22 protein-coding genes are annotated in these 24,482 nt (G+C 63.5%); 13 read left to right on the top strand and 9 right to left on the bottom strand.

The annotated features are described in order from the left end of the window. Nucleotides 1-9 precede the first annotated feature (9 nt). Nucleotides 10-675 carry a Crp/Fnr family transcriptional regulator gene (locus HCN50_RS10665; protein WP_171709599.1) on the bottom strand — a complete coding sequence of 222 codons (666 nt, stop codon included), beginning with the start codon at nucleotides 673-675 and terminating at the stop codon, nucleotides 10-12. Nucleotides 676-989: 314 nt separating this feature from the next. On the opposite strand from HCN50_RS10665, the gene HCN50_RS10660 reads away from it, so the two are divergent. The 5 genes from HCN50_RS10660 (at nucleotide 990) to HCN50_RS33590 (ending at nucleotide 5,336) form a co-directional block, all read left to right on the top strand. Then, entirely contained in the window at nucleotides 990-2,102 is a 1,113-nt protein-coding gene (locus HCN50_RS10660; protein WP_171709598.1) for a cyclic nucleotide-gated ion channel, read from the top strand. A gap of 28 nt (nucleotides 2,103-2,130) precedes the next feature. Next, complete coding sequence (locus tag HCN50_RS10655) at nucleotides 2,131-2,916, top strand: enoyl-CoA hydratase/isomerase family protein (protein ID WP_171709597.1); 786 nt, start codon at nucleotides 2,131-2,133, stop codon at nucleotides 2,914-2,916. A gap of 305 nt (nucleotides 2,917-3,221) precedes the next feature. Further along, entirely contained in the window at nucleotides 3,222-3,476 is a 255-nt protein-coding gene (locus HCN50_RS10650) for a hypothetical protein (protein WP_171709596.1), read from the top strand. A gap of 229 nt (nucleotides 3,477-3,705) precedes the next feature. Continuing rightward, complete coding sequence (locus tag HCN50_RS10645) at nucleotides 3,706-4,986, top strand: ankyrin repeat domain-containing protein (RefSeq protein ID WP_235976885.1); 1,281 nt, start codon at nucleotides 3,706-3,708, stop codon at nucleotides 4,984-4,986. Continuing rightward, the gene (locus HCN50_RS33590; protein ID WP_235976884.1) at nucleotides 4,956-5,336 is read left to right on the top strand and encodes an ankyrin repeat domain-containing protein; all 381 of its coding nucleotides are present in this window, start codon (nucleotides 4,956-4,958) and stop codon (nucleotides 5,334-5,336) included. Before HCN50_RS10645 ends, HCN50_RS33590 begins: the two co-directional genes overlap by 31 nt. Here the strand turns inward: HCN50_RS33590 and HCN50_RS10640 are convergent. The 7 genes from HCN50_RS10640 to HCN50_RS10610 form a co-directional block, all read right to left on the bottom strand. Then, nucleotides 5,333-6,043: a nitroreductase gene (locus HCN50_RS10640; RefSeq protein ID WP_171709595.1), complete on the bottom strand. Its 711-nt coding sequence runs from the start codon at nucleotides 6,041-6,043 to the stop codon at nucleotides 5,333-5,335. The genes HCN50_RS33590 and HCN50_RS10640 overlap by 4 nt on opposite strands. 2 nt (nucleotides 6,044-6,045) lie before the next feature. Further along, complete coding sequence (locus HCN50_RS10635; RefSeq protein ID WP_171709594.1) at nucleotides 6,046-7,290, bottom strand: acyl-CoA dehydrogenase; 1,245 nt, start codon at nucleotides 7,288-7,290, stop codon at nucleotides 6,046-6,048. Between the two features lie 157 nt (nucleotides 7,291-7,447). Further along, nucleotides 7,448-8,692 carry an acyl-CoA dehydrogenase gene (locus tag HCN50_RS10630; protein ID WP_171709593.1) on the bottom strand — a complete coding sequence of 415 codons (1,245 nt, stop codon included), beginning with the start codon at nucleotides 8,690-8,692 and terminating at the stop codon, nucleotides 7,448-7,450. 114 nt (nucleotides 8,693-8,806) lie between these two features. Next, nucleotides 8,807-9,934 carry an acyl-CoA dehydrogenase family protein gene (locus HCN50_RS10625; RefSeq protein ID WP_171709592.1) on the bottom strand — a complete coding sequence of 376 codons (1,128 nt, stop codon included), beginning with the start codon at nucleotides 9,932-9,934 and terminating at the stop codon, nucleotides 8,807-8,809. Nucleotides 9,935-10,071: 137 nt separating this feature from the next. Next, complete coding sequence (locus HCN50_RS10620) at nucleotides 10,072-11,943, bottom strand: AMP-binding protein (protein WP_171709591.1); 1,872 nt, start codon at nucleotides 11,941-11,943, stop codon at nucleotides 10,072-10,074. A gap of 332 nt (nucleotides 11,944-12,275) precedes the next feature. Then, entirely contained in the window at nucleotides 12,276-13,034 is a 759-nt protein-coding gene (locus tag HCN50_RS10615) for an SDR family NAD(P)-dependent oxidoreductase (protein ID WP_171709590.1), read from the bottom strand. An 87-nt stretch (nucleotides 13,035-13,121) separates the two neighbouring features. Then, on the bottom strand, nucleotides 13,122-13,775 hold the full coding sequence (locus tag HCN50_RS10610) for a TetR family transcriptional regulator (RefSeq protein WP_171709589.1): 654 nt from the start codon (nucleotides 13,773-13,775) through the stop codon (nucleotides 13,122-13,124). A 159-nt stretch (nucleotides 13,776-13,934) separates the two neighbouring features. On the opposite strand from HCN50_RS10610, the gene HCN50_RS10605 reads away from it, so the two are divergent. From HCN50_RS10605 to HCN50_RS10580, 6 genes are all read left to right on the top strand, one after another. Further along, complete coding sequence (locus HCN50_RS10605) at nucleotides 13,935-15,107, top strand: acetyl-CoA C-acetyltransferase (protein WP_171709588.1); 1,173 nt, start codon at nucleotides 13,935-13,937, stop codon at nucleotides 15,105-15,107. A 191-nt stretch (nucleotides 15,108-15,298) separates the two neighbouring features. Next, a complete protein-coding gene (locus HCN50_RS10600; RefSeq protein WP_171709587.1) occupies nucleotides 15,299-16,837 on the top strand; it encodes an acyl-CoA synthetase in 1,539 nt (512 codons plus the stop codon). Between the two features lie 201 nt (nucleotides 16,838-17,038). After that, nucleotides 17,039-18,196, top strand: coding sequence for an alpha/beta fold hydrolase (locus HCN50_RS10595; RefSeq protein ID WP_171709586.1), 1,158 nt, complete (start codon nucleotides 17,039-17,041; stop codon nucleotides 18,194-18,196). A 78-nt stretch (nucleotides 18,197-18,274) separates the two neighbouring features. Continuing rightward, the gene (gene mbfA, locus HCN50_RS10590; protein WP_171709585.1) at nucleotides 18,275-19,246 is read left to right on the top strand and encodes an iron exporter MbfA; all 972 of its coding nucleotides are present in this window, start codon (nucleotides 18,275-18,277) and stop codon (nucleotides 19,244-19,246) included. A 156-nt stretch (nucleotides 19,247-19,402) separates the two neighbouring features. Then, nucleotides 19,403-20,875, top strand: a complete 1,473-nt coding sequence (locus HCN50_RS10585; protein WP_171709584.1) for an amidase — start codon at nucleotides 19,403-19,405, stop codon at nucleotides 20,873-20,875. Nucleotides 20,876-20,898: 23 nt separating this feature from the next. After that, entirely contained in the window at nucleotides 20,899-21,252 is a 354-nt protein-coding gene (locus HCN50_RS10580) for a nuclear transport factor 2 family protein (RefSeq protein ID WP_171709583.1), read from the top strand. 107 nt (nucleotides 21,253-21,359) lie between these two features. Here HCN50_RS10580 and HCN50_RS10575 read toward each other — a convergent pair whose 3' ends face one another. After that, nucleotides 21,360-22,448, bottom strand: coding sequence for a Zn-dependent alcohol dehydrogenase (locus HCN50_RS10575; RefSeq protein ID WP_171709582.1), 1,089 nt, complete (start codon nucleotides 22,446-22,448; stop codon nucleotides 21,360-21,362). A gap of 321 nt (nucleotides 22,449-22,769) precedes the next feature. On the opposite strand from HCN50_RS10575, the gene HCN50_RS10570 reads away from it, so the two are divergent. Beyond that, the gene (locus tag HCN50_RS10570) at nucleotides 22,770-23,471 is read left to right on the top strand and encodes an SDR family NAD(P)-dependent oxidoreductase (protein WP_171709581.1); all 702 of its coding nucleotides are present in this window, start codon (nucleotides 22,770-22,772) and stop codon (nucleotides 23,469-23,471) included. 118 nt (nucleotides 23,472-23,589) lie between these two features. After that, on the top strand, nucleotides 23,590-24,420 hold the full coding sequence (locus HCN50_RS10565) for an enoyl-CoA hydratase (RefSeq protein WP_171709579.1): 831 nt from the start codon (nucleotides 23,590-23,592) through the stop codon (nucleotides 24,418-24,420). Nucleotides 24,421-24,482: the final 62 nt, after the last annotated feature.

The following is a 24,482-nucleotide window of genomic DNA, read 5'->3' as shown; positions in this document are numbered from 1 at the left end:
CTCCGGCTCCTAGGCGGGCTTCGGCTCGGCTGATGACGCCAGATGCTGCGCCAGCCGCTTTTCAGCCGCCTCGAGGTTCTGGAATAGGCGGGCGCTGGTCAGCCGAAGGAAATAGAAGCCGAAGGCGGGATTCTGCACGTACAGCTCCTCGACCTTGGTGTAGCTGACGCTCAGGATGAGGCCGGCCTCGACGCACTCCAGCGTCTGCGTGCGCGTGTTCGACGGCGACAGCATGCCGAGCTCGCCGACGATGGCGCCGACCGGCAGCACGATACCGGACTCAACCAGCTTGAACTTGCCGCTGACGATATAGAGCATGTCCTCGGCCTTCTCGTCCTTGTAGAACAGGATCTCGCCGGCCGCGCAATTGCGCTCCGTCATGAACGGCTTCAGCCATTCCATCGACAGGTCGCTGTTGACGGATTTCTTCACGTCGCGCACCAGTTGCAGCATCTGGTGCAGGCGATAGGAATTGACGAACAGCATGACCGCCTGCACGCCCATGACCAGATAATTATGAGTCGGGATCGCGGTCACGATCAGAACGACGTTGGCAAGAATGCCGAATACCCGGAGTGGGATCATGGTCTTCATCGTGGTGGTGGCGACCACGAAGATCGACGCGAACAGCGCGCCGGCGGTTCCTGCGTGTTGTGCCAGATGAGACGTATCCATTGGAGGCCAACCAAATTCTTCAGGGAGTGAATTTTGCCGCGATTCTACTGCGGTGCCCGCTATCGTAACGGCCGCGGGGTCCTTTTGGTATACGAGGAATAGGCGACGTTTTGTCGGGATTCTCACTATTCCGGGTAAAATTCGCCGGCGCGATGCCTGTCGGCACGCCCTGAGCCGGCCGGCAAGAGGGCAGTGGCGGCACAGGACCGTCGTTGACGGCCTCCCCGCCGCCGGGCACTTTGCGCCCCATTGATCACGCTGCGGCTCGCGCCGCTATCCGGCTTTTATTGCACCCATCAGGCCCTCGTCACCCGATGTCCAAGCGGCTCATCCTCTCGGCGCTAGCTCAATTCACCGCCAAGACGGCCGGCCGCAACATGACCAAGGCAGCCTATGTCGCGGTCGCGGCCGGCGTCGCCGCGATGGCGGTGCTCACGGCCGGCCCCGCCTACGAGGTGGCGCACCGATGGATCGAGGCGGTGCTGTGGACGTGCCTCGTCTACTTCGTGTTCGAATGGCTGGTGCGGCTGCGCCACATGGCGCACCAAGGCCGGCTGTCGCTCTACATGCTTTCCAGCAGCGGGATCGTCGACGCGATCGGGGCCCTTGCGGTGCCGGTCGCGCTGATCGTGGGTGTCGAGTCCAGGACTGCGTGGCTGCTCAGCATCCTCTGGGTGCTGAAAGTAGTTCCGGGCATCCCCGGACTGCGGCAGTTGCGCCGCGTGCTGGTGCTGGAATCGGGGCCCTTGCTCAGCGTGCTCGTGATCTTCCTGATGGTGGTGTTGCTGGCCTCGGTTGCCGAATATTTCCTGGAACGCGACGTGCAGCCGGCGACCTTCGGCAGCGTGCCGGCGGCACTGTGGTGGGCGGTGGTGACGCTGACCACCACCGGCTATGGCGACGTGGTGCCGATCACGCCGCTCGGGCGGATGGTCGCGGCGCTGGTGATGATCTCCGGGCTTGGCGTGTTCGGGCTGTGGACCGGTATTCTGGCGACCGGCTTTGCCGCCGAAACCCGCCGCGACAATTTCCTCAAGACCTGGGAGACCGTCAGCAAGGTGCCGTTCTTCGCCACCCTCGGCCCGGCCGCGATCGCCGACGTCACTCACATGCTGCGCACGATGGACCTGCCGGCGCGCACCCAGATCATCCGCAAGGGACAAAAGGGCGACTGCATGTATTTCATCGCCGCCGGCGAAGCCGAGGTGGAACTGCCCGGCAAAAGGATCGCGCTCGGCGAAGGCGCGTTCTTCGGCGAGATGGCGCTGCTCGGCAACAGCGTGCGCGGCGCCAATGTCACGACCACCAAGGTAACGCGGCTATTGGTGCTCGATCTCGTGGACTTTCGTCTGCTGATGGCGCGGCACCCTGATCTCGCCGAGACCATCGACGCCGAAGCCAAGCGGCGCGCGCAAGAGAACGAGTAATTCAAAAGCAAGAACAACGGAGACCAGCATGCGTGAAGCAGCCGAGGCGGCGAGCGCGCCCATCCTCGAGATCAGCGGCGGACGCGCCACCATCCGCCTCAACCGGCCGAAACATTTGAACCGGCTGCAGAGCGAGGATCTCGGCGAACTCTTGAAACTGTTCGACCGGATCGAGGCCGATGACGCGATCCGCGTGCTGGTGCTGACCGGCACCGGCCGCGCCTTCAGCGCGGGTTATGATCTCAATTCGGTGGCGGACCGCGCCACCAGCGCCAACGAACAGCAGAGCGCGGGCTCGGCGTTCGAAGTCGTCGTCAACCGGCTGGAGGATCTCGGTGTGCCGACGATCTGCCGGCTCAATGGCGGCGTCTATGGCGGCTCGACCGACCTGGCGCTGGCCTGCGACTTCCGCATCGGCATCGATACTGCCGAAATGTTCATGCCGGCGGCGCGGCTCGGCCTGCACTATTATCCGAGCGGAATTAAGCGCTACGTCTCGCGGCTCGGCGTCGACAACGCAAAGATGCTGTTTCTGACCGCGCAAAAGATCACGGCGCCGGAAATGCTGCGGATCGGCTATCTCACCGCCATGGTGCCCGTGGAAGCGCTCGACGAGGAAGTGGATCGTCTCGCGAATATCCTGGCCGGCAACGCGCCGCTTGCGATGCGCGGCATGAAGCGCGCCATCAACGAATTCGCGCGCGGCAAGCTGGATGAAGAAGCCGCCGACCGCCGCCACCGCGAAAGCATGCGCAGCGCCGAGATCAAGGAAGGCATCAAGGCGTTTGCGGAAAAGCGTCCGCCGCGGTTTTGAGTTGGGCCGAAAATGCAGCCAGCATTTCCGTCATGGCCAGGCTTGTCCCGGCCATCCACGTCTATCTTGCTTGGTTGAAGCAAAGACGTGGATGCCCGGCACAAGGCGGGCATGACGATCCGATCGGCTGCGTTTTCCGGACGCTATGTAGCGCGCGGCGCCGCGTCCGGGACACGATATTCCTGGGACGAAACACTCCTGAAACACGATTCTCCCCTTCGCGCGTGAACGCAAGGCACGGCTGGCCCGACTGATGGGCAGGGACGCAACAATGGCCTCGCGCCACGCAACTGGAGAAAATGGGTATGTTTCGCAAGGTTACCCTCGGACTGATTGCCGCCGCCTCGCTCACCATTGCCGCCGCAGCGCCCGCGTCCGCCGGCGGCTTTTACCACGGCCATCACTGGGGCCATCATTGGGGCTATGGCTGGGGTCCCGCCATTGGCGTCGGCTTCGGCGGCGTCTATGTCGACACCGGTCTGAACGGCTGTCTGCAGCAGCGCTGGGTCGAAACCCGCCGCGGCATGCGCCTGCGTACCGTGAACGTCTGCGCCTACTGATCGAACCTTTCTGCAATAAAGATCCCGGTCGCGGCAAGCGGCCGGGATTTTTCCGTATGCCTGGTACGTTGACCCGTGCCGGCGCCAGCCATATGGTAGCGGATGCGGTGCAAGCCGCTCCCGGGCCCGCGGGAAGGGTTGAACCCACTTGCAGCTTTCGAGCGACATCTAGAGCCTTTGTGCAGCCGGTATTGCGGGCCGTCGGCGATGTCATGCACGGAGGTGTCTGATGAACCGGTCGCCCGATCGACTGAATCTCGATCATCTGAAGAAACAGGCCAAGGAATTGATCCGCCTCTATCGAAGCCGCGACGCGGCGGTGATGGCGCGGTTTCGCGGCGCGCTGCCGGCCGCAGCCGGCCACAGCGACGAGGCCATTTCATCGCTGCAGCTTCGCCTGCACGACGCGCAATCCTGCATCGCGCGCGAACACGGTTTTGCCTCTTGGCCCGACCTGAAACGTTACGTCGAGGTGCAGATAGCGGCGCACCACGAGCGCACCGCTCGCGTCCTGCACTGGGCGCAGCTCCTCTATTCCGGCGATGTCAGCGGCACGGTCAACCGCGCCAATCCACGCGTCGGCTTACGGATGCTCGCGGATGACCCCGAGCTCGTCGTGAGCGATCCTTATCTCGCCTGCGCCATCGGCGACGAGAACGCGCTGCGGCAGGCGACGCAGGCCGATCCATCATGGGTCAACCGGCCCGGCGGCCCGCTGCAACTACCGCCGCTGTTTGCGGTCGCGCATTCGAGCCTGCTGCGCACGGAAGAGTCTCGCGAGCGCCTGCATCGCTGCGCCCAATGGCTGATCGCGGCCGGCGCGGACGTCAACCAGCACATTTACAGCCGCTGGCCGCCGGGATCGCTTGAAAAGCCGGACCAGCGTTATCCGCTCTCGACGCTGTATGGCGCGGCCGGGAGCAACCACGACCCGGCGCTGACCAGACTGTTGCTGGAAGCCGGCGCGGACCCCAATGACGGCGAATCGCTTTATCACTCGCTGGAGAACCCGGCCTGCACACGCCTGCTGCTGAAGCATGGTGCGCGCATCGCCGAAAGCAATGCGATCTACCGCTCGATCGACCTCGACGACGACACCACGCTGAAATTGCTGCTGCAGCACGGCGGCGATCCGGACGAACCGGCGCGCAATCCGCCGCTGACCGATTGGGGTTCGCCGCTCGCATGGGCCATCTATCGTCGCCGGCCCCGTCATGTGAAGGCGCTTCTGGAGGCAGGCGCTGATCCGTCGCGCACGACGGCAGAAGGCCTCAGTCCCTACCGGCTGGCGCTGCAGTTCGGCCTCTCCGACGCTGCGGCTCTGCTGCGCCCGCAAACCGGTACGCCAGATATCTTCGACGAGGAACGTTTCGTTGCGGCATGTGCATCTGGCGATGAAGCCGAGGCGCACGCGATCCAAGCCCGCGACCCGATCTGCCGGCCTCGCTGTCTCCGGCGCAGCTCCGGCTGTTGCCCGATATGGCCGCGGCCGGCGCCGACGACATCGTGAGGCTGATGGTCAGGCTGGGCTGGCCGATCGCGGTGCGTGGCGGCGACTGGGATGCGTCCGCACTGAATCTCGCCGTGTTTAACGGTAACTCCGCGTTGACACGGTTTCTGCTCGAACACGGCGCCCAATGGACGGAGCAGCACGGCCATGGCGACAATGCCTGCGGCACGCTGTCCTGGGCCTCGTGCAACGAACCGGTCGAAGGCGGCGACTGGGTCGGCTGCGCACGCGCCCTGCGTGACCACGGCATGCCCGGCGCAACGGCGATTCACGGCGATTCCGAGCACGTGCTGATATCAGGCGTGCGAAAGCGATTCGCCGACGACGTTGCTGAGGAATTGCTGGGCTAGTCCACGAACGTCGCGGTATCCGTGACGCTCGCCCGCGAGGTGCGGTAGCTGTTGACCTTGTGAGCGTGATCGGCGTAGCCGAAGGAGATGCCGCAGACCACGCGCCGGTCATCGGCCAGCTTGAAGTGCCGCCGGATCAATCCGGAGTGGCGCGCGAGCGCGGCCTGCGGAATGGTGCCGAGGCCGAGCGCCTGTGCGACCAGCATGAAGTTGGAGACATAGGCGCCGCAATCGACCGCGCCATAGATGCCGAGCGGCTCGTCGGTGTGAATGATCGCTACATGCGGCGCGCCGAAGAAATTGTAGTTCTCCAGCGCCTGCCTGGCGTAGGCGATCTTGTCGCCGCGCGCGATGCCAAGCGTGTTGTAGAGCTGAAAGCCGCTCTCGCGACGGCGTTCGAGATAGACGCCGAGATATTCGCGCGGCGGGGTAAAGTCATGGTCGTCCTTTGCGCCCGAAGCGGCCTCGGCATAGATCGCCTTGCGGAAGCGCTCCTTGGCCTCGCCGCTCGCGATCAAGACCTGCCAGGGCTGGCTGTTGCACCACGACGCCGTGCGCTGCGCCACTTTCAAAATATGCTCGATGGTGTCGCGCGGCACCTCCCGCGGCAGGAAGGCGCGCACGGAGTAGCGCTCGTTCAGGAGTTCTTCGAGCACGCCGATGCGGTCTGCCTTCGCATCGTGCGCCTTCGGCGCCTTTGCATCCATGATCAGCGCCCCTTGGTCGGGATCTTGTTGAACGGCACATCCTTGTCGACGCGGATGTCGCCAGGCAGGCCAAGCACGCGCTCGGCGATGATATTGCGCAGGATTTCATCGGTGCCGCCGGCAATGCGCATCGAGGGCGAGGACAACAGCATCTGCTGGAACTGGCCGTGCACCGCTTCTTCATCGGCGCCGGTGAGCACGCCGGCCGCGCCTTGAAGGTCCATCGCGTAAGTCGCGATATCCTGAAGCATTGAGCCCGATACCAGCTTGCCGATGGAGTTTTCGGGTCCCGGACGTTCGCCCTTCGACAGCGAGGAGATGGCGCGGTAGCTGGTATATTTCAGACCGCTCGCCTTCACCGCCCAACTCGCCAGCTTCGAGCGCGTCGCGGGATCGTCGATCGCAAGGCCGTCGTCGGTCATCAGGTTGGAGCAGAACTCGAACATTTCCGGAAAACCGGTGGCGAGCCGCGAACCGATCGACATACGCTCGTTCATCAGCGTGGTCAGCGACACGTTCCAGCCGTCACCGACCGCACCGAGGCGCTGGCTATCCGGGATCACGACGTCGGTGAAATAGACCTCGTTGAATTCCTGCATGCCGTTGGCCTGCTTGATCGGCCGTATCTCGACGCCCTTGCTCTTCATGTCGAGGAAGAACATGGTCAGGCCCTTGTGCTTCGGCACATTGGGATCGGTACGTGTGATCAGAAGGCCGTAGTCGGAATAATGCGCGCCGGAGGTCCAGATCTTCTGGCCGTTGACGATCCAGTTGTCGCCGTTCTTCTCGGCCCGCGTACGCAGGCCCGCCACGTCGGAGCCGCCGGCCGGCTCGGAGAATAGCTGGCACCAGATGTGCTCGCCGGACGCGAGCTTCGGCAGATAGTGGCGCTTGTGCTCCTCGCTGCCGAACGCCATCACCGTCGGACCGCACATGCCCTCGCCGATCTGGAACGGCTGCGTCAGCTTGCCGTAAACGCCCTCCTCCTGCTGCCAGATCACCTTCTCGATCGGGCTGGCGCCGCGGCCGCCATATTCCTTCGGCCAATGCAGGCACGCCCAGCCGCCCTCGGCCTTCTTCTTCTGCCAGGCCTTGCCGACGTCGACGATTTCTTCCTTCTCCAGCCGGATACGGCCGAGTGAGGATTTTGACAGCTCCGCCTCATATTGCTTCGGCGCATTGGCGTCGATCCATTTGCGGGCGGTGGCGCGGAATTCCGCTTCCTGCGGGGTATCGTCGAAGTTCATTTTGGCTCTCCTTTGTCTCCGGATACGTTCCCCGGACGCTGCGCAGCGCGAAGCGCTGCGCGACAGAGCCGGGGTCCATTAAAGCGGCCGCCTTTTGTGGGTCCCGGCTCTGCGGAGCAGCGCCAGGGGCGCTGCACCGCGTCCGGGAACACGATATCTATCTTCCCTTGGTCGGGATCTGGTTGAACGGCACGTCCTTGTCGACCCGGATGTCACCGGGCAAACCAAGCACGCGCTCGGCGATGATGTTGCGCATGATCTCGTCGGTGCCGCCCTCAACGCGGGTGCCCGGCGCGCGCAATAGCATTGCCTGGAATTTGCCGGCGACCTCGGCGTCGTCAGGCCCGCTGAGCACGCCGGCGGCGCCCTGCAGGTCCAGCGCATACATCGCGACTTCCTGGACCATCGATCCCGCCACCAATTTGCCGATCGAATTTTCCGGCCCCGGACGCTCGCCCTTCGACAGCGCCGAGATCGCCCGCATGCTGGTGTATCGCAGGCCGCTGGCCTTCACCGCATAGTTCGCCAGCTTTGAGCGAACGCTGCGGTCCTCGATCGCGGGCCCATCCCCCAGCATCAGGTTGTTGCAGAACTCGAACAACTCTGGGAAGCCGGTCGCGACGCCCGCGCCGATCGACATGCGCTCGTTCATCAGCGTGGTCAGCGAGACGTTCCAGCCGTCGTTGACGGCCCCGAGCCGCTGCGAGTCCGGGATCACGACATCGGTGAAATAGACCTCGTTGAAATCAGATTGTCCGCTGGCCTGCTTGATCGGCCGCACCTCGACGCCCGGGCTCTTCATGTCCAGGAAGAACATGGTGAGCCCCTTGTGCTTCGGCACGGTCGGATCGGTGCGCGTCAGCAGGATGCCGTAATCCGAATAATGCGCGCCGGAGGTCCAGATCTTCTGGCCGTTGATGATCCACTCGTCGCCGCGTCGCTCGGCGCGGGTGCGCAGGCCTGCGACGTCGGAGCCGCCGGCCGGCTCGGAGAACAACTGGCACCAGATTTTCTCGCCGGAGGCGAGCGGCGGCAGGCATTTCCGCTTCTGCTCCTCGCCGGCGAACGCCATCATGGTTGGCCCGCACATGCCGTGGCCGATGATGAACATGCCACTGAGTTTGCCGAACGGCCCCTCCTCCTGCTGCCAGATCACCCGCTCGATCGGCGAGGCGCCGCGGCCGCCATATTCCTTCGGCCAGTGCAGGCAGGCCCAGCCGGCATCGGCCTTCTTCTTCTGCCAGGCTTTTGCGACCTCGAGAATGTTGGCGCCCTTGAGCACGGTGCGGCCGAGCGAGGATTTGCGCAGCTCTTCCTCATACTGCTTCGGCGCGTTGGCTTGTATCCACGCGCGCGCTTCAGCGCGGAACGCGGCTTCCTGCGGGGTGTCGTCGAAGTTCATGACGTTCTCTTTCTGTCATTCCGGGGCACGCGCAGCGTGAACCCGGAATCTCGATCCAAACCTCTGGATTCCGGGTTCGATGCTTCACATCGCCCCGGAATGACGTTCCTTACGCTAAGCCGCATTCTTCTTGCGCATGCGGTCGATCAACTGATCTTCCCAGTACGACAGGCTGCCGAGCGTCAGCGCAGTGGCGTTGGCGCGGCGGTAGTACATGTGACAGTCGAACTCCCAGGTGAAGCCCATGCCGCCGTGGACCTGGATGTTGTTCTTGGAGCAGTGCTGGAACGCCTGCGTCGCGCTGATGCGCGCAGCGGCTGCGGCTTCCGGCAATTCCGCGGCATTGGTCGAGAGTGCCCAGGCGCCGTAATAGCAGTTCGAGCGCGCCAGCGTCGCCGAGACATACATGTCGGCCAGCATGTGCTTCACCGCCTGGAACGAGCCGATCGGGCGGCCGAAGGCGATACGGTCGAGCGCATAGTCGCGGCCCATCTCTAACGCGCGGTCGGAGCCGCCGACCTGCTCGAACGCCAGCAGCACGGCTGCGCGGTCGAGCACTTGCGTGAGGATGCTCCAGCCGTCGCCGGCCGCGCCCAGCGGCTCGGCCTTGGCGTTATTGAAGGTGAGTTCAGCTTGCCCTCTTGTCGGATCAACATTGGTCAGCGACTTCGCTTCGACGCCGCCGGTCTTCAGATCGACCAGGAACAGCGAGATGTCGGAATCGCGCCCGGTCGAGCCGGTGCGCGCGGCAACCACGGCGAAATCGGCGATCGCGCCATCCGGCACCGGCTTCTTCACGCCGGTAAGCGTGCCACCGGAAGCCTGCAGCTTGATCGCCTTCGGCGACGGATTGCCCTTGCCCTCGAACAGCGCCAGCGTGCCGATCGCTTCACCGGAGGCGATCTTCCGCAGCCATTTCTGCTTCTGCGCCTCGGAGCCGGCGAGCAGCAGCGCTTCGGCGGCGAGATAGACAGTGGAGGAGAACGGCACCGGCGCATTGGCTCGGCCCATTTCTTCGGCGATCACGCAGAGCTCGAGATGGCCGGCGCCCGCGCCGCCGAATTCTTCCGGGATCGCGACGCCGAGAAAACCCATCTCGGCGAGCCCCTTCCACAGCGCCTTGTCATACGGCGCCTTGCCGTCGAGCACCTCGCGCACGGCCTTCGGCGGGCACTGCTCGGTGAGAAATTTCCTCGCCTCGTCGCGCATCTGCTTTTGTTCGTCGGAGAAATCGAAGTTCATGGCAGGTTACCCCAGTTGCTTTCGTGTTGTTTATTCGCCGTCATTCCGGGGCGATGCGCAGCATCGAACCCGGAATCTCGAGATTCCGGGTTCGCGCTTCGCGCGCCCCGGAATGACGAGTGGAGACAGCGTCGTCTTCATCGCAGCACAATCACATCTTCGCCGGGCTGATCGGCATAAAGCCTCTCCAACAGCGCGGCACGCCGTTCGAGGCCGGCGCGCTGGTTGATGTAGCCCTTGTCGGTCAGTTCATTGCCGTCAATCGAGGGCGGCTCGGCCATCAGCATGGCGCGTGCAATCCGCATGCTGCTGCCGGTGGCGGAGGCATTGTGCGCTTCCAGCCCGCGTTTCAGCCGCGCGATCACTTCGGGATGCCGCACGACTTCTTCAAACGTCGCATTGGGATCGCCTGTGATCTGCCGGCAGGCGTGCAGATTGGGCCAGGCCAATAGCCCGATGAACGGACGGTCCTGCCCCGTAACCAGCGCATCGTGCACGACAGGCGTCGCGGCCGCGATCGCGTCGGTACGCAGCGAACCGACATGGACGAAGGTGCCGGTCGTCAGCTTGAAGTCCTCCACCACGCGGCCGGCGAAGATGATGCCCTGCAGCGGATCATTCTCATCGACGAACACGCCAGCATCGCCGATGCAGTAAAAGCCTTCCTCGTCGAACATCTTCCTCGTCAGATCTGGCTGACCGAAATAGCCGGGCGTGACGTTGATGCCGCGCAGGCGCAATTCGTATTTCGAACCGCACGGCACCATCTTCAGTTCGACGCCGGGGAACGGCAGCCCGATCAGGCCGACGCGCTCGGTGTCCCAATAGGTGCCGGTCGAGGTCGGCGCGGTCTCGGTCGAGCCCCAGCCGGTGTAGAACACGATGCGCTCGCCGGTGGTCTTCACTGCCAGCGCCTGCATGCGGTCGTAGAGATCATCCGGCAGCCGCGCGCCGCCATAGGCCATGATGGAGAGATTCTTGAAGAAGCTGCGGCATAGTGCCTCGTCCTTCTCCATCGCCGCCGCCAATGCCGCATAGCCGGCAGGCACGTTGGCGTAATAGGTCGGCGACACCTCGCGCAGGTTTCGAATGGTCTCCTCGAACTGGCCCGGCATCGGCCGGCCGTCGTCGATATAAAGCGTGCCGCCGTCGATCAGGATCGGATGGAACGCGGCGTTGCCGCCCATGGTGTGATTCCAGGGCATCCAGTCCAGCATGGTCGCGATCGGTCCGTTGGGATCGCGCGGACGAACCTGCATCATCATCGCCGCATTGGCGCACATCATCTCCTGCGTATTGATGACGGCCTTCGGCATGCCGGTCGAGCCCGAGGTGAACAGCAGCTTGCCGACAGTCTTTGGCGTGATCATCGAAACCGAATCATCGACATCCTTCGTCACCGCTGTTGCCGCGAGATCGGCAAAGGGCACGCTCTTGATGCCTTCGCAGGGCCGCAGGACATGCACGACGATGACATCGGTGAGATCGAGCGCCTTCAACGCCTTCTCGAAGGTCGGCCCGTCCTGCACCATCACGACCGCAGGCTTGATCAGGTCAAAGAGGTATTTGAGCTTGAGATGATCCTGGCTCATCAGCGAGTAGGCCGGCGAGACCGGTGCGGCCGGCAGCCTCGCCTGCATCGCGGCCTGCGTCATCAGCGCATGCTCGATCGAATTGCCCGACAGGATCGCAACGGGCCTCCCCTCTTCAAGACCGAGATTGAGCAGGCCCTGCGTCAGCCCGTCGACAACGCGCTTGGCTTCGCCATAGGAGACTTTTCGCCATTGACGGTCCGGCCCAGTGCGTTGCGCGAGCCAGATACGCTCGGGCGCTTCCTTCGCCCATTTCGCGAGCGAGGCCGGAATGTGCTTCTCGTAAGGTTGCAGCGGAATGCGCGATTTCAGGATGATGACGCCGTCCGCGCGGCGCTCGACCGCGATGTCGCGCGGCAGCCACTCGATCTTGCGAAAGGCTGGCTTGCTCAACACTGCGGCGGCACTCCCACCCATATTGCGTCTCCCGGAATTCTTGTCCTTTTGCGGATCTTGTCTTCATCGCCTGATATAGACAGGCTTTGGTTTCTCAAGGAAGGCCCTGATGCCTTCGTTGAAATCTTCCGAGCGGCTACACAGCACCAGCGGTTGAGTCACGACGCGCTCCTCATCACCGTCGTCCCGGCCAAGTCAACGGGTCGGCGCGAAGCGCCGCCCGATGACAGGCTCCGCGGGAGCCGAGACCGATAAACACAGGCCTTCGTTGTTGCGCCGCGGCCTTTGCCAGTTCGCCTTTCAGAGAGGCCGCGGAGTATGGGTCCCCGCATTCGCGGGGACGACGATCGAGCCTACCGCGGCGCCATGCGGATGGCGCCGTCGAGGCGGATGGTCTCGCCGTTGAGCATCGCATTCTCGACGATATGCACTGCGAGTGCACCATATTCGTCGGGCTCGCCGAGGCGGGCCGGATGCGGCACCTGGGCGCCAAGGCTCTTGCGGGCTTCCTCGTTCAAACCCATCAAGAGCGGCGTGAAGAAGATGCCGGGCGCGATCGTGTTGACGCGGATCTTCAGGCTCGCGAGATCGCGCGCTGCCGGCAGCGTGAGGCCGACGATACCGCCCTTGGAAGCGGAGTAAGCGATCTGGCCGATCTGGCCTTCATAGGCGGCAACGGACGCGGTGTTGATGATGACACCGCGCTCCTCGCCGACCGGGGCAGCCGTCGCGAGCCGTTCGGAGAACAGGCGCAGCGCGTTGAAGGTGCCGATCAGGTTGACGTTGATGATGCGGACGAACTTCTCCAGCGGGTAGACGCCGTCCTTGCCGACGATGCGCTGCGAGCCGCCGATGCCGGCACAGTTCATCAGCACGCGCGCGACGCCGTGCGCCGCTTCCGCCTTGCCGATCGCCGCCTTCATCTGCTCCTCGCTGGTGACGTCGGCATGAAGGGCTACGCCCTTCACTTCAGCCGCGACCTTTTCGGCATTTTCCTTGTTCTGGTCGAGTACGCCGATCTTGGCGCCCTTCGCGGCCATGGCGCGGGCGGTCGCGGCCCCGAGGCCCGAACCACCGCCGGTGATGATGACGGCAACGTCGTTCAACTGCATTTTGAGAACCTTTCCTTCCTTTGGCGTTTCTTCACTTGATGGCGAATAGCGAATAGTGAGTGGCGAATGGAGGACGGCCCCATTTCGCTATTCGCCACTCGCCATTCGCTCCTTCAGCATGCCGCCGCAGATCAGCGCTTCCATATGCTTGATGTAGTCGCGGCAGACTTCGTCGGTGACCGGGCCGACCCCGGTCGCCCGCGACATCGCGTGGCGGCCGAAGAACAGGTGATCGCAGGCGCCGATCAGGCTGGTGTAGAACAGCACCGGATCGATATCGCGGAATTCGCCGGCCTTGACGCCCTCGGCAAGCAGACGGCGGTGAAAGTCCAGCAAGGGCGCGACGAAGAATTGCGAGACTTCGTCGGCGGCCTCAGGGCTGCTCTCGTGCAGGAGATAGTGGATCAGCCGGTTCATATAGGGGAACTGGTGATAGGCGCGGATGATGCCGGCGATGTGCAGCCGTAGCTTCGCCGTCGGCGTGATGGGCTGGCTGATCAGATATTCGAGCTGCGACATCTCGGTCGCGGCGTCGCGCGCCAGAAGCGCCAGCAACAGCCCGTCCTTGTTGCCGAAATGATATTTCACCAGCGCCGCGTTGACCCCCGACTTCTGCGCGATGTCCGACAGCGAGACCTCGATCGAAGCGCGCTCGATCATCAGCTCGCTCGCCGCGACGAGCAGCTTCTCGGCCGTGGCATTTCGGCCGCTCGGAAGCCTGGTCGGTACGATGGTATTCAACTGATGCCCTGTCACTGGCCGAGGGAGGAAACCTGGCCGCAGATAAGCGCATGCCGGGCCCGCACTCAAGAGTTAATTGATTGATTGACTAAATCCTGCCGTGCCCCTTAAATCCGGCCCATCTTTTCCAACAGACAACAATGACCAGGGAGAACAGACATGGCTGAGGCCTATATCGTCGCCGCCGCACGCACCGCGGGGGGCCGCAAGGGGGGACGTCTGGCGGGCTGGCACCCGGCCGACCTCGCCGCCTCCGTGCTGGATTCGCTGGTCGACCGCACCGGCGTCGATCCCGCCCAGATCGAAGACGTGATCATGGGCTGCGTGATGCAGGCCGGCGAACAGTCCAACAACATCGCCCGCAACGCGGTGATGGCCTCCAAGCTCCCGGAGAGCGTGCCCGCCACCTCGGTCGACCGCCAATGCGGCTCGTCGCAGCAGGCGCTGCACTTCGCGGCGCAGGCGGTGATGGCAGGCAGCATGGACATCGTGATCGCCGCCGGCGTGGAATCGATGACGCGCGTGCCGATGGGCCTCGCCTCGCAGCTGCCGGCCAAGAACGGCTTTGGCCATTACAAGAGCCCGGGCATCGAGAAAAAATATCCGAACATCGTTTTCAGCCAGTTCACCGGCGCGGAGATGATGGCGGAGAAGTACGGGCTGTCCAAGGACCAGCTCGACGAATACTCCTACAACAGCCACCAGCGCGCGATTGCCGCGACGCAAGCCGGCAAGTTCAAGGATGAGATCGTTCCGCTGCAGATCACCCGCGCCGACGGCTCGACCGACACGCACCATATCGACGAAGGCATCCGCTTTGATGCCAGCCTCGACGGCATCAAGGGCGTCAAGCTGATCGCCGAAAACGGCAAGCACACCGCCGCCAGCGCAAGCCAGATCTGCGACGGCGCCTCCGGCGTGATGGTCGTCAACGAAAAGGGCCTCAAGTCGCTCGGCCTGAAGCCGCTGGCCCGCATCCACCATATGACCATGATGGGCGGCGACCCCGTGATCATGCTGGACGCGCCGCTGCACGCCACCAAGCGCGCGCTGCAGAAGGCCGGCATGTCGATCAACGACATCGACCTGTTCGAGGTCAACGAAGCCTTCGCCGCCGTGCCGGTAGCGTGGCTGCAGACCACCGGCGCCGATCCGGAACGGCTCAACGTCAATGGCGGCGCGATCGCGCTCGGCCATCCGCTCGGCGGCTCCGGCACCAAGCTGATGACCACGCTGGTCAACGCGCTGAAACAGCGCAACAAGCGCTACGGTCTGCAGACCATGTGCGAAGGCGGCGGCATGGCGAATGTGACGATCGTGGAACGGCTGTAAGCTGCAAGACGAGCTCGCGTCTGCGGCCACACATACGGTGTCGTCCCGGCCTTGGGCCGGGACCTATAATCACAGCCATCTGCGGTAGGCCAAGCTGGAGCACCATCCAGCCCAATAATAAAAATCAATGGTTATGGGCCCCTGCGTTCGCAGGGGCGACGTAAAAGTAATGATCACTCCGAGGAAACGTCGTGACCCACCCCTCCATCCACGCCCGCAACACGCCGGACAAGATCGCCTATCAGATGGCCGGGACTGGCAAGGCAATTACCTATCGCGAGCTCGACGAGCTCTCGAACCAGGGCGCGCAACTATTCCGCTCACTCGGGCTGAAGGCGGGCGACCACATCGCGCTTCTGATGGAGAACCGCCTCGCCTTCATGGAAATCTGCTGGGCGGCACAGCGCGCGGGGCTCTATTACACCGCGATAAGCCGCTATCTGACGCAGGACGAGATCGCCTACATCGTCAGGGATTGCGGCGCCAAGGTCTTCATCACCACACCGAAATGCGCCGAGCAGGTCCAAGGCCTCGTCGGCCAGCCCGACGGGCCGCTGCTCTACATGATGGACGAGCCCGAGCCCGGCTTCCGTTCCTATGACAAGGAAGCCGCCGCGCAGCCGGTCACGCCCATATCGGATGAAGTGGCGGGCTACGACATGCTCTATTCCTCCGGCACCACCGGCCGGCCCAAGGGCATCAAGAAGGAGTTTGAGGGCAAGGCGATCGACGTGCCGAACCCGCTTTTGAAAATTCTCTGCGCCGACATGTGCGGCATGTCCTCCGACAGCATCTATCTGTCGCCGGCGCCGCTCTATCATGCAGCGCCCCTGCGCTTCAACATGATGGCGATCACGCTCGGCGGCACCTCCATCATCATGGAGCATTTCGACGCGGAGGAATTCCTGAAGCTGGTCGAAAAATACAAGGTCACGCAGTCGCAGCTGGTGCCGACCATGTTCGTGCGCATGCTGAAGCTACCCGACGAGGTGCGCCAGCGTTACGATGTTTCCTCTTTGAAAGGCGCGATCCACGCCGCTGCCCCCTGCCCGATCGACGTGAAGGCAAAAATGATCGATTGGTGGGGACCAATCCTGATCGAATATTACGCCGGCTCCGAAGGCAATGGCGTCACGGTCTCGACATCGCAGGAGTGGCTGACCCACCGCGGCACCGTTGGCCGCGCCGTCGTCGGCAAGGTGAAGATCCTCGACGAGAACGATGAGGAACGGCCCGTTGGCGAGATCGGCACGGTCTATTTCGCCGATGCGCCTGCCTTCACCTATCACAACGATCCCGAGAAAACGAAGAAGGCCTACAACGCCAAGGGCTGGTCGACGCTCGGCGACGTCGGCTATCTCGACGCGGAAGGCTATCTCTATCTCACTGACCGCAAGAGCTACATGATCATCTCGGGCGGCGTGAACATCTACCCGCAGGAGACCGAGGACGTCCTGATCACCCATCCCGCCGTCGCCGATGTCGCGGTGTTCGGCGTGCCGAACGAGGAAATGGGCGAAGAGGTCAAGGCCGTGGTGCAGCCGCACGACATGGCCAAGGCCGGCAAGGCGTTAGAGGCCGAACTGATCGCGTTCTGCCGCAAGCATCTATCGCCGATCAAATGCCCGAAGAGCATCGACTTCGAAGCCGAGCTGCCGCGCACGCCGACCGGCAAACTGGTGAAGCGCCACCTGCGCGACCGGTATTGGCCGAAGGCGGCAAAAGCGTAATCTCTCCATTGTCGTTCCGGCGAACGCCGGGACCCTTAACCACCGCTGTTGATCGCTTTACAAAGCTGGGGCCACAGCCCTTTATGAGGTCAAACATTTGTGGTTATGGGTCCCGGATCGCGCTCGCGGAGCCTGTCATCGGGCCGGCCGAAGGCCGGACCCGTTGGCTCGATTGTCCGGGACGACAAGGGAGTGCGCCACATGAACACAACAACTTCCCTTCCCGAGATCCCGCTGCCCGCCACCATCCGCTCGCGCTATGTCGATGGCATCAATGGCCTGCGCATGCATGTGCTCGAAGCCGGTTTCGAGACCCGCGGCCGGCCTTGCCTGTTGCTGCTGCACGGCTTCCCCGAGCTTGCCTATTCGTGGCGTAAGGTGATGCCGGTCCTCGCGGAAGTCGGTTATCACGTGATCGCGCCGGACCAGCGCGGCTATGGCCGCACGACGGGGTGGGATCCGGATTACGACGGCGATCTCGCGTCCTTCCGGCTGCCCAATCTGGTGCGCGACGCGCTGGGACTGGTATCCGCGTTTGGCTACAAGAGCGTTGACGCCGTCGTCGGGCATGATTTCGGCTCGTCGGTCGCCGCATGGTGCGCGCTGATCCGGCCCGACGTGTTTCGTTCGGTCGTCATGATGAGCGCGCCGTTCGGCGGCCCGCCGTCGCTGCCGTTCAACACCGTGGACGGACCGGTCGAATCAGCCGCAGAAGATCCGATCCACCGCGATCTCGCCGCATTGCCGCGGCCGCGCAAGCATTACCAGTGGTACTACTCGACGCGCGCGGCGAACAATGACATGCACCGCGCGCCGCAGGGCGTGCATGATTTCCTGCGCGCCTACTACCATCACAAGAGCGCGGACTGGAAAGCCAACCAGCCCTACCCGCTGAAATCATGGACGGCGGCCGAACTCGCCAAACTGCCGACCTACTACGTGATGGACCTCGCCAAGGATATGGCCGCCACCGTCGCGGAGGAAATGCCGTCGGCTGCCGAAATCGCCGCCAACAAATGGCTGCCGGACAGCGAGCTTGCCTTCTACAGCGCCGAGTATGAACGCAACGGCTTCCAGGGCGGCCTGCAATGGTATCGCTGCGGCACCTCGGGCGCGTTCACGGCGGAATTGCAGCTATGGTCCGGCCGCACGATCGACGTGCGCTCTGCTTTCATCTCGGGCAAGCAGGACTGGGGCACCTATCAGCGCCCCGGCGTCTATGAAGCGATGCAGTCCAAGGCCTGCACCGACATGATCGGCTGCCATCTCGTCGATGGCGCCGGTCACTGGGTGCAGCAGGAGCAGCCTAACCAGGTGAGTTGGTTGCTGGTGCAATTCCTGCGAGGAGCGAAGGCGTAGAAGGCGGATCGACGCAGCAATTGACCTCGGCCAGCGCCAATATTAGAATAATTCTAAAGTAAGAAAAGGCGCTGTCTCGTGAAGAATTTCGCCGACCTGACCGAGCGCGAAGTGCTGGCTGTAGCGATCTCTTCCGAGGAAGAGGACAGCCGCATCTACATGACCTTCGCGGAAGACCTCGCCGAACGCTATCCGGACTCGGCCAAGGTGTTCGAGGAGATGGCCGAGGAGGAACGCGGCCACCGTCACCGCCTGCTGGAACTGTATGAGAAACGCTTCGGTCCGCACCTGCCGCCGATCCGCCGCGAGGACGTCAAGGGATTCTTGCGGCGGCGCCCGATCTGGCTGACCAAGAACCTGCCGCTCGACACCATCCGTAAAGAGGTCGAGACGATGGAGCTCGAGGCCGAGCGCTTCTACGCCAGGGCCAGCGAACGTGCCGAGGATGTCGGCGTCCGGCGCCTACTCGGCGATCTCGCCGAGGAGGAGAAGCACCACGAGCAACTCGCGGTCAAGCTGACCGGCGAAATCCTCAAGCCCGATGTGCGCGCGGAAGAGGACAAGACGCGGCGGCGCATGTTCGTGCTGCAATATGTGCAGCCGGGACTCGCCGGGTTGATGGACGGCTCGGTCTCGACGCTGGCGCCGCTGTTCGCGGCAGCCTTTGCTACGCATCAGAACTGGCAGACATTTCTGGTGGGGCTTGCCGCCTCGATCGGCGCCGGCATCAGCATGGGCTTTGCCGAGGCCTTGTCGGATGACGGCTCGATGACCGGGCGCGGCTCGCCCTGGCTGCGCGGCTTCACCTGCGGCGTGATGACGACACTCGGGGGCATCGGCCATACTCTGCCCTATCTCGTTCCCGACTCCTGGCCGAATGCGTTCTGGTTCGCAACCGCGATTGCCTGCATCATCGTGTTCTTCGAATTATGGGCGATCGCCTTCATCCGCGCGCGCTACATGGACACGCCATTCCTGCAGGCGGTGTTTCAGATCGTGCTGGGAGGCGCCATCGTGCTGGCAGTCGGGATATTGATCGGCGCGGCTTAGAGCGTGATCACTCTAACCAGGCGATCGCTCTATGACGGATTGAGAGAATGGCTAGCAACATGACGAGCACGCCGCTGTACAGCTATTGCTCTTGCGGCCTGCATTCAAACTGAGCATCATCCGCGCCGCATTCGAAAACAGCGCGGGGAGTACATCTTGGCCAGATCGCAATGGAGCTTCAAGACAGCCGTCGAACTGTCAGCCGCACTTGCCGCAAAAAAGGTCTCGGCGGTCGAACTGGCCGAGGATGCTATCGGCCGCATCGAACGGCACGACGCCAAGATCAATGCGATTTGCGTTCGCGATTACGAGCGCGCAATTGCCGCGGCCCGCGCCGCTGACGCCGAACTGGCGCGCGGCTTACAGAGGCCGCTGCTCGGCATCCCCGTGACAGTGAAGGAATCCTATAACGTTGCAGGGCTGCCGACGACCTGGGGCATTCCGGAGCAGAAGGATTTCACGCCGACGGAAGATGCGCTGTCGATCTCGCGGGTCAAGGACGCCGGCGGCATCATACTTGCGAAAACTAATGTGCCGCTCAACCTCGCGGACTGGCAGAGCTACAACGACATCTACGGCACCACCAACAACCCTTATGATCTCGGACGCACGCCGGGCGGCTCGTCCGGTGGATCGTCGGCAGCGCTCGCGGCAGGCTATGGCGCGCTCTCGCTCGGCTCCGACATCGGCGGCTCGCTGCGCGTGCCGGCGTTCCATTGCGGCGTCTATGCGCACAAGCCGACCTATGGGTTGTTGCCCTCGCGCGGCCATACCGCGCCGCCGGCGCCGCCGCTGCCATACGAGCGCGACCTCGCGGTGATCGGTCCGATGGCGCGGAGCGCAGCCGACCTGTCGCTGCTGCTCGACGTCATGGCCGACCCCGATCCTCTGGAGGCCGGCATAGCTTACAAACTCGAGTTGCCGGTTGCCCGCCATACGTCGCTGCAGGATTTCCGCATCCTCGTGATCGACACCGATCCCGTATTGCCGACCGACAAGGCCGTCCGCAGTACCATCGACAAACTTGCCAGCAATCTCGAGAAGGCCGGCACCAGGATTTCCCGCTCAAGCCCGCTGCTGCCTGACTTCGCGGCCTCCTCGCGGCTCTATGTGCGGATGTTGCTTTCGTTCCTCGCCGCGAGCTTCCCGGCTGATGTCCACGCCGGTGCAGTTGCCGCGGCCGCGGCGCTACCGGCCGATGACAACAGCCTTCAGGCCGAACTGACGCGCGGCATCGCGCTTAGCCATCGCGACTGGGTGGCGGCGAGCGTCGGGCGGACGCGGCTGCGCGCGCAATGGCGCGAGCTGTTCAAATCGTTCGACGCGGTCATCTGCCCCATCATGCCGACGCCCGCCTTTCCGCACGATCACACGCCCGACCAGGCAGAACGCCGAATCCTGATCGACGGCAAGCCGCATGCCTATACCGATCAGTTCGCCTGGCCCGGCATCGCTACGCTACCCGGCCTCCCCGCAACCGCGATCCCGACCGGCTTTGCACCGGATGGACTGCCGGTCGGCGTGCAGATCGTCGGGCCGTGGCTGGAGGATCGCACAACGCTAAAGCTGGCGGAGCTGATCGAGCGGAGGTTCGGCGGCTTCAAACCGCCCCCGATGTTTGATGATTGAGCGAGTCGTCATTGGAGAACACCATGAGCAACGACATCGACGAACTCACCGCACTCAACCTCGACTATGTGAATTCAGTCCAGAACTCCGACGTCAAGCGCTTTGACGAAATACTTGCCGACGATTTTTATTGCTCAAATCCTGACAAATCCCTGGTCGACCGCGCGGCGTTTCTGGAACAAACAGCCGCGCCTGTAACGATCAAGAACCTCACCGCGCACGACGTAAAAATCCGCGTGCTCGGCGATTTCGCGATCATCCACGCCGCCACAAGCTATACGACGGCTGACGGCCAAGAGGCCCATGGCCGCTATACCGATTGCTGGGCAAAGCAGAACGGGAAGTGGCTGGCGGTATCTGCGCATGTGTCGCGGTGAACCAACGCCGTCATTGCCGGGTTGACCCGGCAATCTATCCCCCTTGAAGAAGGCGGCTTGCGAAGATTGATGGATGCCCGGGTCAAGCCCGGGCATGACGAGCTAAATCAACTATCAAACACAATCACGCTGCGCAGCGTCTTGCCGGCTTTCATGTTGGCAAAGCCCTCGTTGATCTCGGAGAGTTTCAGCTTGGCCGAGATCCAGTCCTCCAGATGCAGCTTGCCGCGCATGTAGAATTCGACGAGGCGGGGCATATCGACACGGAAGTGGTTGGAGCCCATCGACGAGCCTTGAATGCGGCGTTCGCGCAGGAAGTCGAAGCCGTGCAGCTCGATCTTCTGGCCGAACGGGATCATGCCGACGATGGTCGCGGTGCCGCCGGGCGCCAGCATCGCGAACGACTGCTCCGCGGTCTCCTTGCGGCCCAGCACCTCGAAGGCGTGATGCACGCCGCCGCCGGTGAGCTCGCGCACCTGCTGCACGACGTCGCCCTTGCCGGGATCGACGATGTCGGTGGCCCCCAACTTGGTGGCGAGCTGCAGCTTAACCGGATTGGTATCGATCGCGATGATGCGACCGGCGCCAGCGATCGCAGCGCCATTGATCGCAGCCATGCCGACGCCGCCGCAGCCGATCACCGCCACCGTTTCGCCGGCCTGAACCTTGGCGGTGTTCACCACCGCGCCATAGCCGGTGATGACACCGCAGCCGATCAGGGCCGCCAACTCCAGCGGCATGTCCTTGCGGATTTTGACTATGGCGTTTTCGTGCACCAGCATCTGCTCGGCGAACGACGAGAGATTGAGAAACTGGTGCAGTTTCTCCTCACGTGCCCAGGAGAGCCGGTTGGACTGGCCGGGCAGCATCTTCACCGTGGTGTCGGTGCAAAGCACGGTGCGGCCGGTGGTGCAGTTGTCGCAGGTGCCGCAGAATACCGACAGGCACGTCACGACGTGATCGCCGGGTTTTACGTAGGTGACGTCACTTCCGACCTTCTCGACCACGCCGGCCGATTCATGCCCGAGCACGGCCGGCAGCGGATGCGGGTAGAGTCCCTCCATGAAGTGCAGGTCGGAATGACAGAGGCCGGCCACCCGGGTGCGGATCAAAACCTCGCGCGGACCGGGATTCGGCACGCTGACCTCCTCGATCACGAGCGGCTGGTTGACTTCATGCAGGACGGCGGCCTTCATCGGTGTTTCCCCTTCACTGTTCTTATGACTTGAACTGACGGCAGCCTACGCCGCGACGAGCAATTCGCCAACCTCGGCCATGCCGACGCTAGGCTCGCCGAGCAGATGATCGGTGAGGGCTGGCTCGCCGAAGCTGCCGCGCGATCATGCATGAGAGGATGCATTTTTGACCCTTGTTCGTTCCGCCCGATGTTGGTCAACTATCGATAACGCAGGCGGAGGTGCCGTCAACACGCATAATTGGAAGGCCGCCATGGCGGACGATTGCCGGACGGAATCGGGTTCCTAGATACTAAGTCCCACCATCCGAGGACCGCGCCCATGGAATTGCCAAAATACAACATTGCCCTGATCGTCGGTGTCGGCGAGGGTCTGAGCGCATCGCTGGCCCGGCTGTTCGCGCGCGAAGGGATCAAGGTTGCGCTCGCCGCGCGCAAGATCGAAAAGCTCGGCGCGCTCTGCACCGAGACCGGTGCCCGCGCCTTTGCCTGCAACGCCGCCGAGGCCGAGGAGGTCGAGCGTCTGTTCGGGATGGTCGAGCGCGAGATCGGCACGCCCGATATCGTCGTCTACAACGCCAGCGCGCGGGCGCGGGGCGCGTTTACCGACCTGGTGCCGGCCGAAGTCGCCAATTCGATCACAGTCTCGGCCTTCGGCGGCTTCCTGGTAGCGCAGCAGGCAGCGCAGCGGATGATTCCCAGCAAGCACGGCGCGATCCTGTTCACCGGCGCCTCCGCCAGCGTCAAGGGCTATCCGCAATCGGCGCCGTTCGCGATGGGCAAGTTCGCGCTGCGCGGCCTCGCCCAAAGCATGGCGCGCGAATTGTCGCCGCAAGGCATCCATGTCGCGCATTTCGTCATCGACGGCGGTATTCGCAGCACGGGCCGTGTCGAGTCCGCCGACCGGCCGGACTCGATGCTCGATCCCGATGCAATTGCGCTGAGCTACTGGAACGTGCTGCAACAGCCGCGCAGCGCCTGGACCTGGGAAGTGGAGTTGCGGCCGTGGGTGGAGAAGTTTTAGCAGCCACGTCGTCATGCGAGCGCAGCGAAGCAATCCATAGCGCCGCAGAGAGGTAGATGGATTGCTTCGTCGCTACGCTCCTCGCAGTGACGGAGCAAGAACAACAACAGGGGAAACAATGACTACCGAAACCAAACTCGACACCGGCACCGACGAACTGCTCTGCGTGATCCGCGACCGCGTTGCCGTCATCACACTGAACCGTCCCGAAGCGCGTAACGCATTCTCGGATACGCTGACGCCGGCGCTTCGCAGCATGATTAAGGCTTGCGGCGAGAACCCCGAGGTCGGTGCCCTGCTGCTGACCGGGGCCGGCACCGCGTTCTGCGCCGGCGGAAACGTCAAGGGCATGGGCGCGCATCGCGACAAGAAGAAGCTGGAGATGTCCTATGAGGAGAAGGTCGCCGACCTGCAGGAGCGACAGCGCCTCTTGACCGGCGCGCTGGTGTCGGTGCGCAAGCCGACCATTGCGGCCCTGCCCGGCCCTGCGGTCGGCGCGGGACTTGCGCTCGCGTTGGCGTGCGACATTCGCATCGCGGCGCAATCGGCGTTCATTTCCACCGGCTATGTCCGCGTGGCGCTCTCCGGCGACTACGGCATCGCCTGGCTATTGACGCGGCTGGTCGGTACCGCGCGGGCGCGCGAACTGATGTTTACCGGCGAGAAGGTCGATGCCCCGAGGTGCGAAACCATCGGCCTCGTCAATCGCGTGGTGCCGGACGACAAGCTGCAGGCCGAGGCCTTTGCGCTCGCCACGTCCATGGCCGAGGGGCCGACGCTGGCGCTGCGTTACATCAAGGACAATCTCGATGAAGCGCTGCAATTCGACTTCGCCACCGCGCGCGACCATGAGGCCGAGCGCCTGGTGCGCCTGACCACCACCGCCGATCACAAGGAGGCCGTGCAGGCCTTCATCGACAAGCGCAAACCGATGTTTTCAGGCAAGTGAGCGTCGGTTGTCCCTCCCCCTCTCCCCGTTCTTCACGGAGAGAGGGTCGGGGGGTGAGGGCT

The organism is Bradyrhizobium archetypum, from assembly GCF_013114835.1.
In the GTDB taxonomy this organism is placed as follows: Bacteria; Pseudomonadota; Alphaproteobacteria; order Rhizobiales; family Xanthobacteraceae; genus Bradyrhizobium; species Bradyrhizobium archetypum.
The sequence above is the reverse complement of the archived record's forward strand: the minus strand, read 5'-3'. Positions and strand labels throughout refer to the sequence as shown.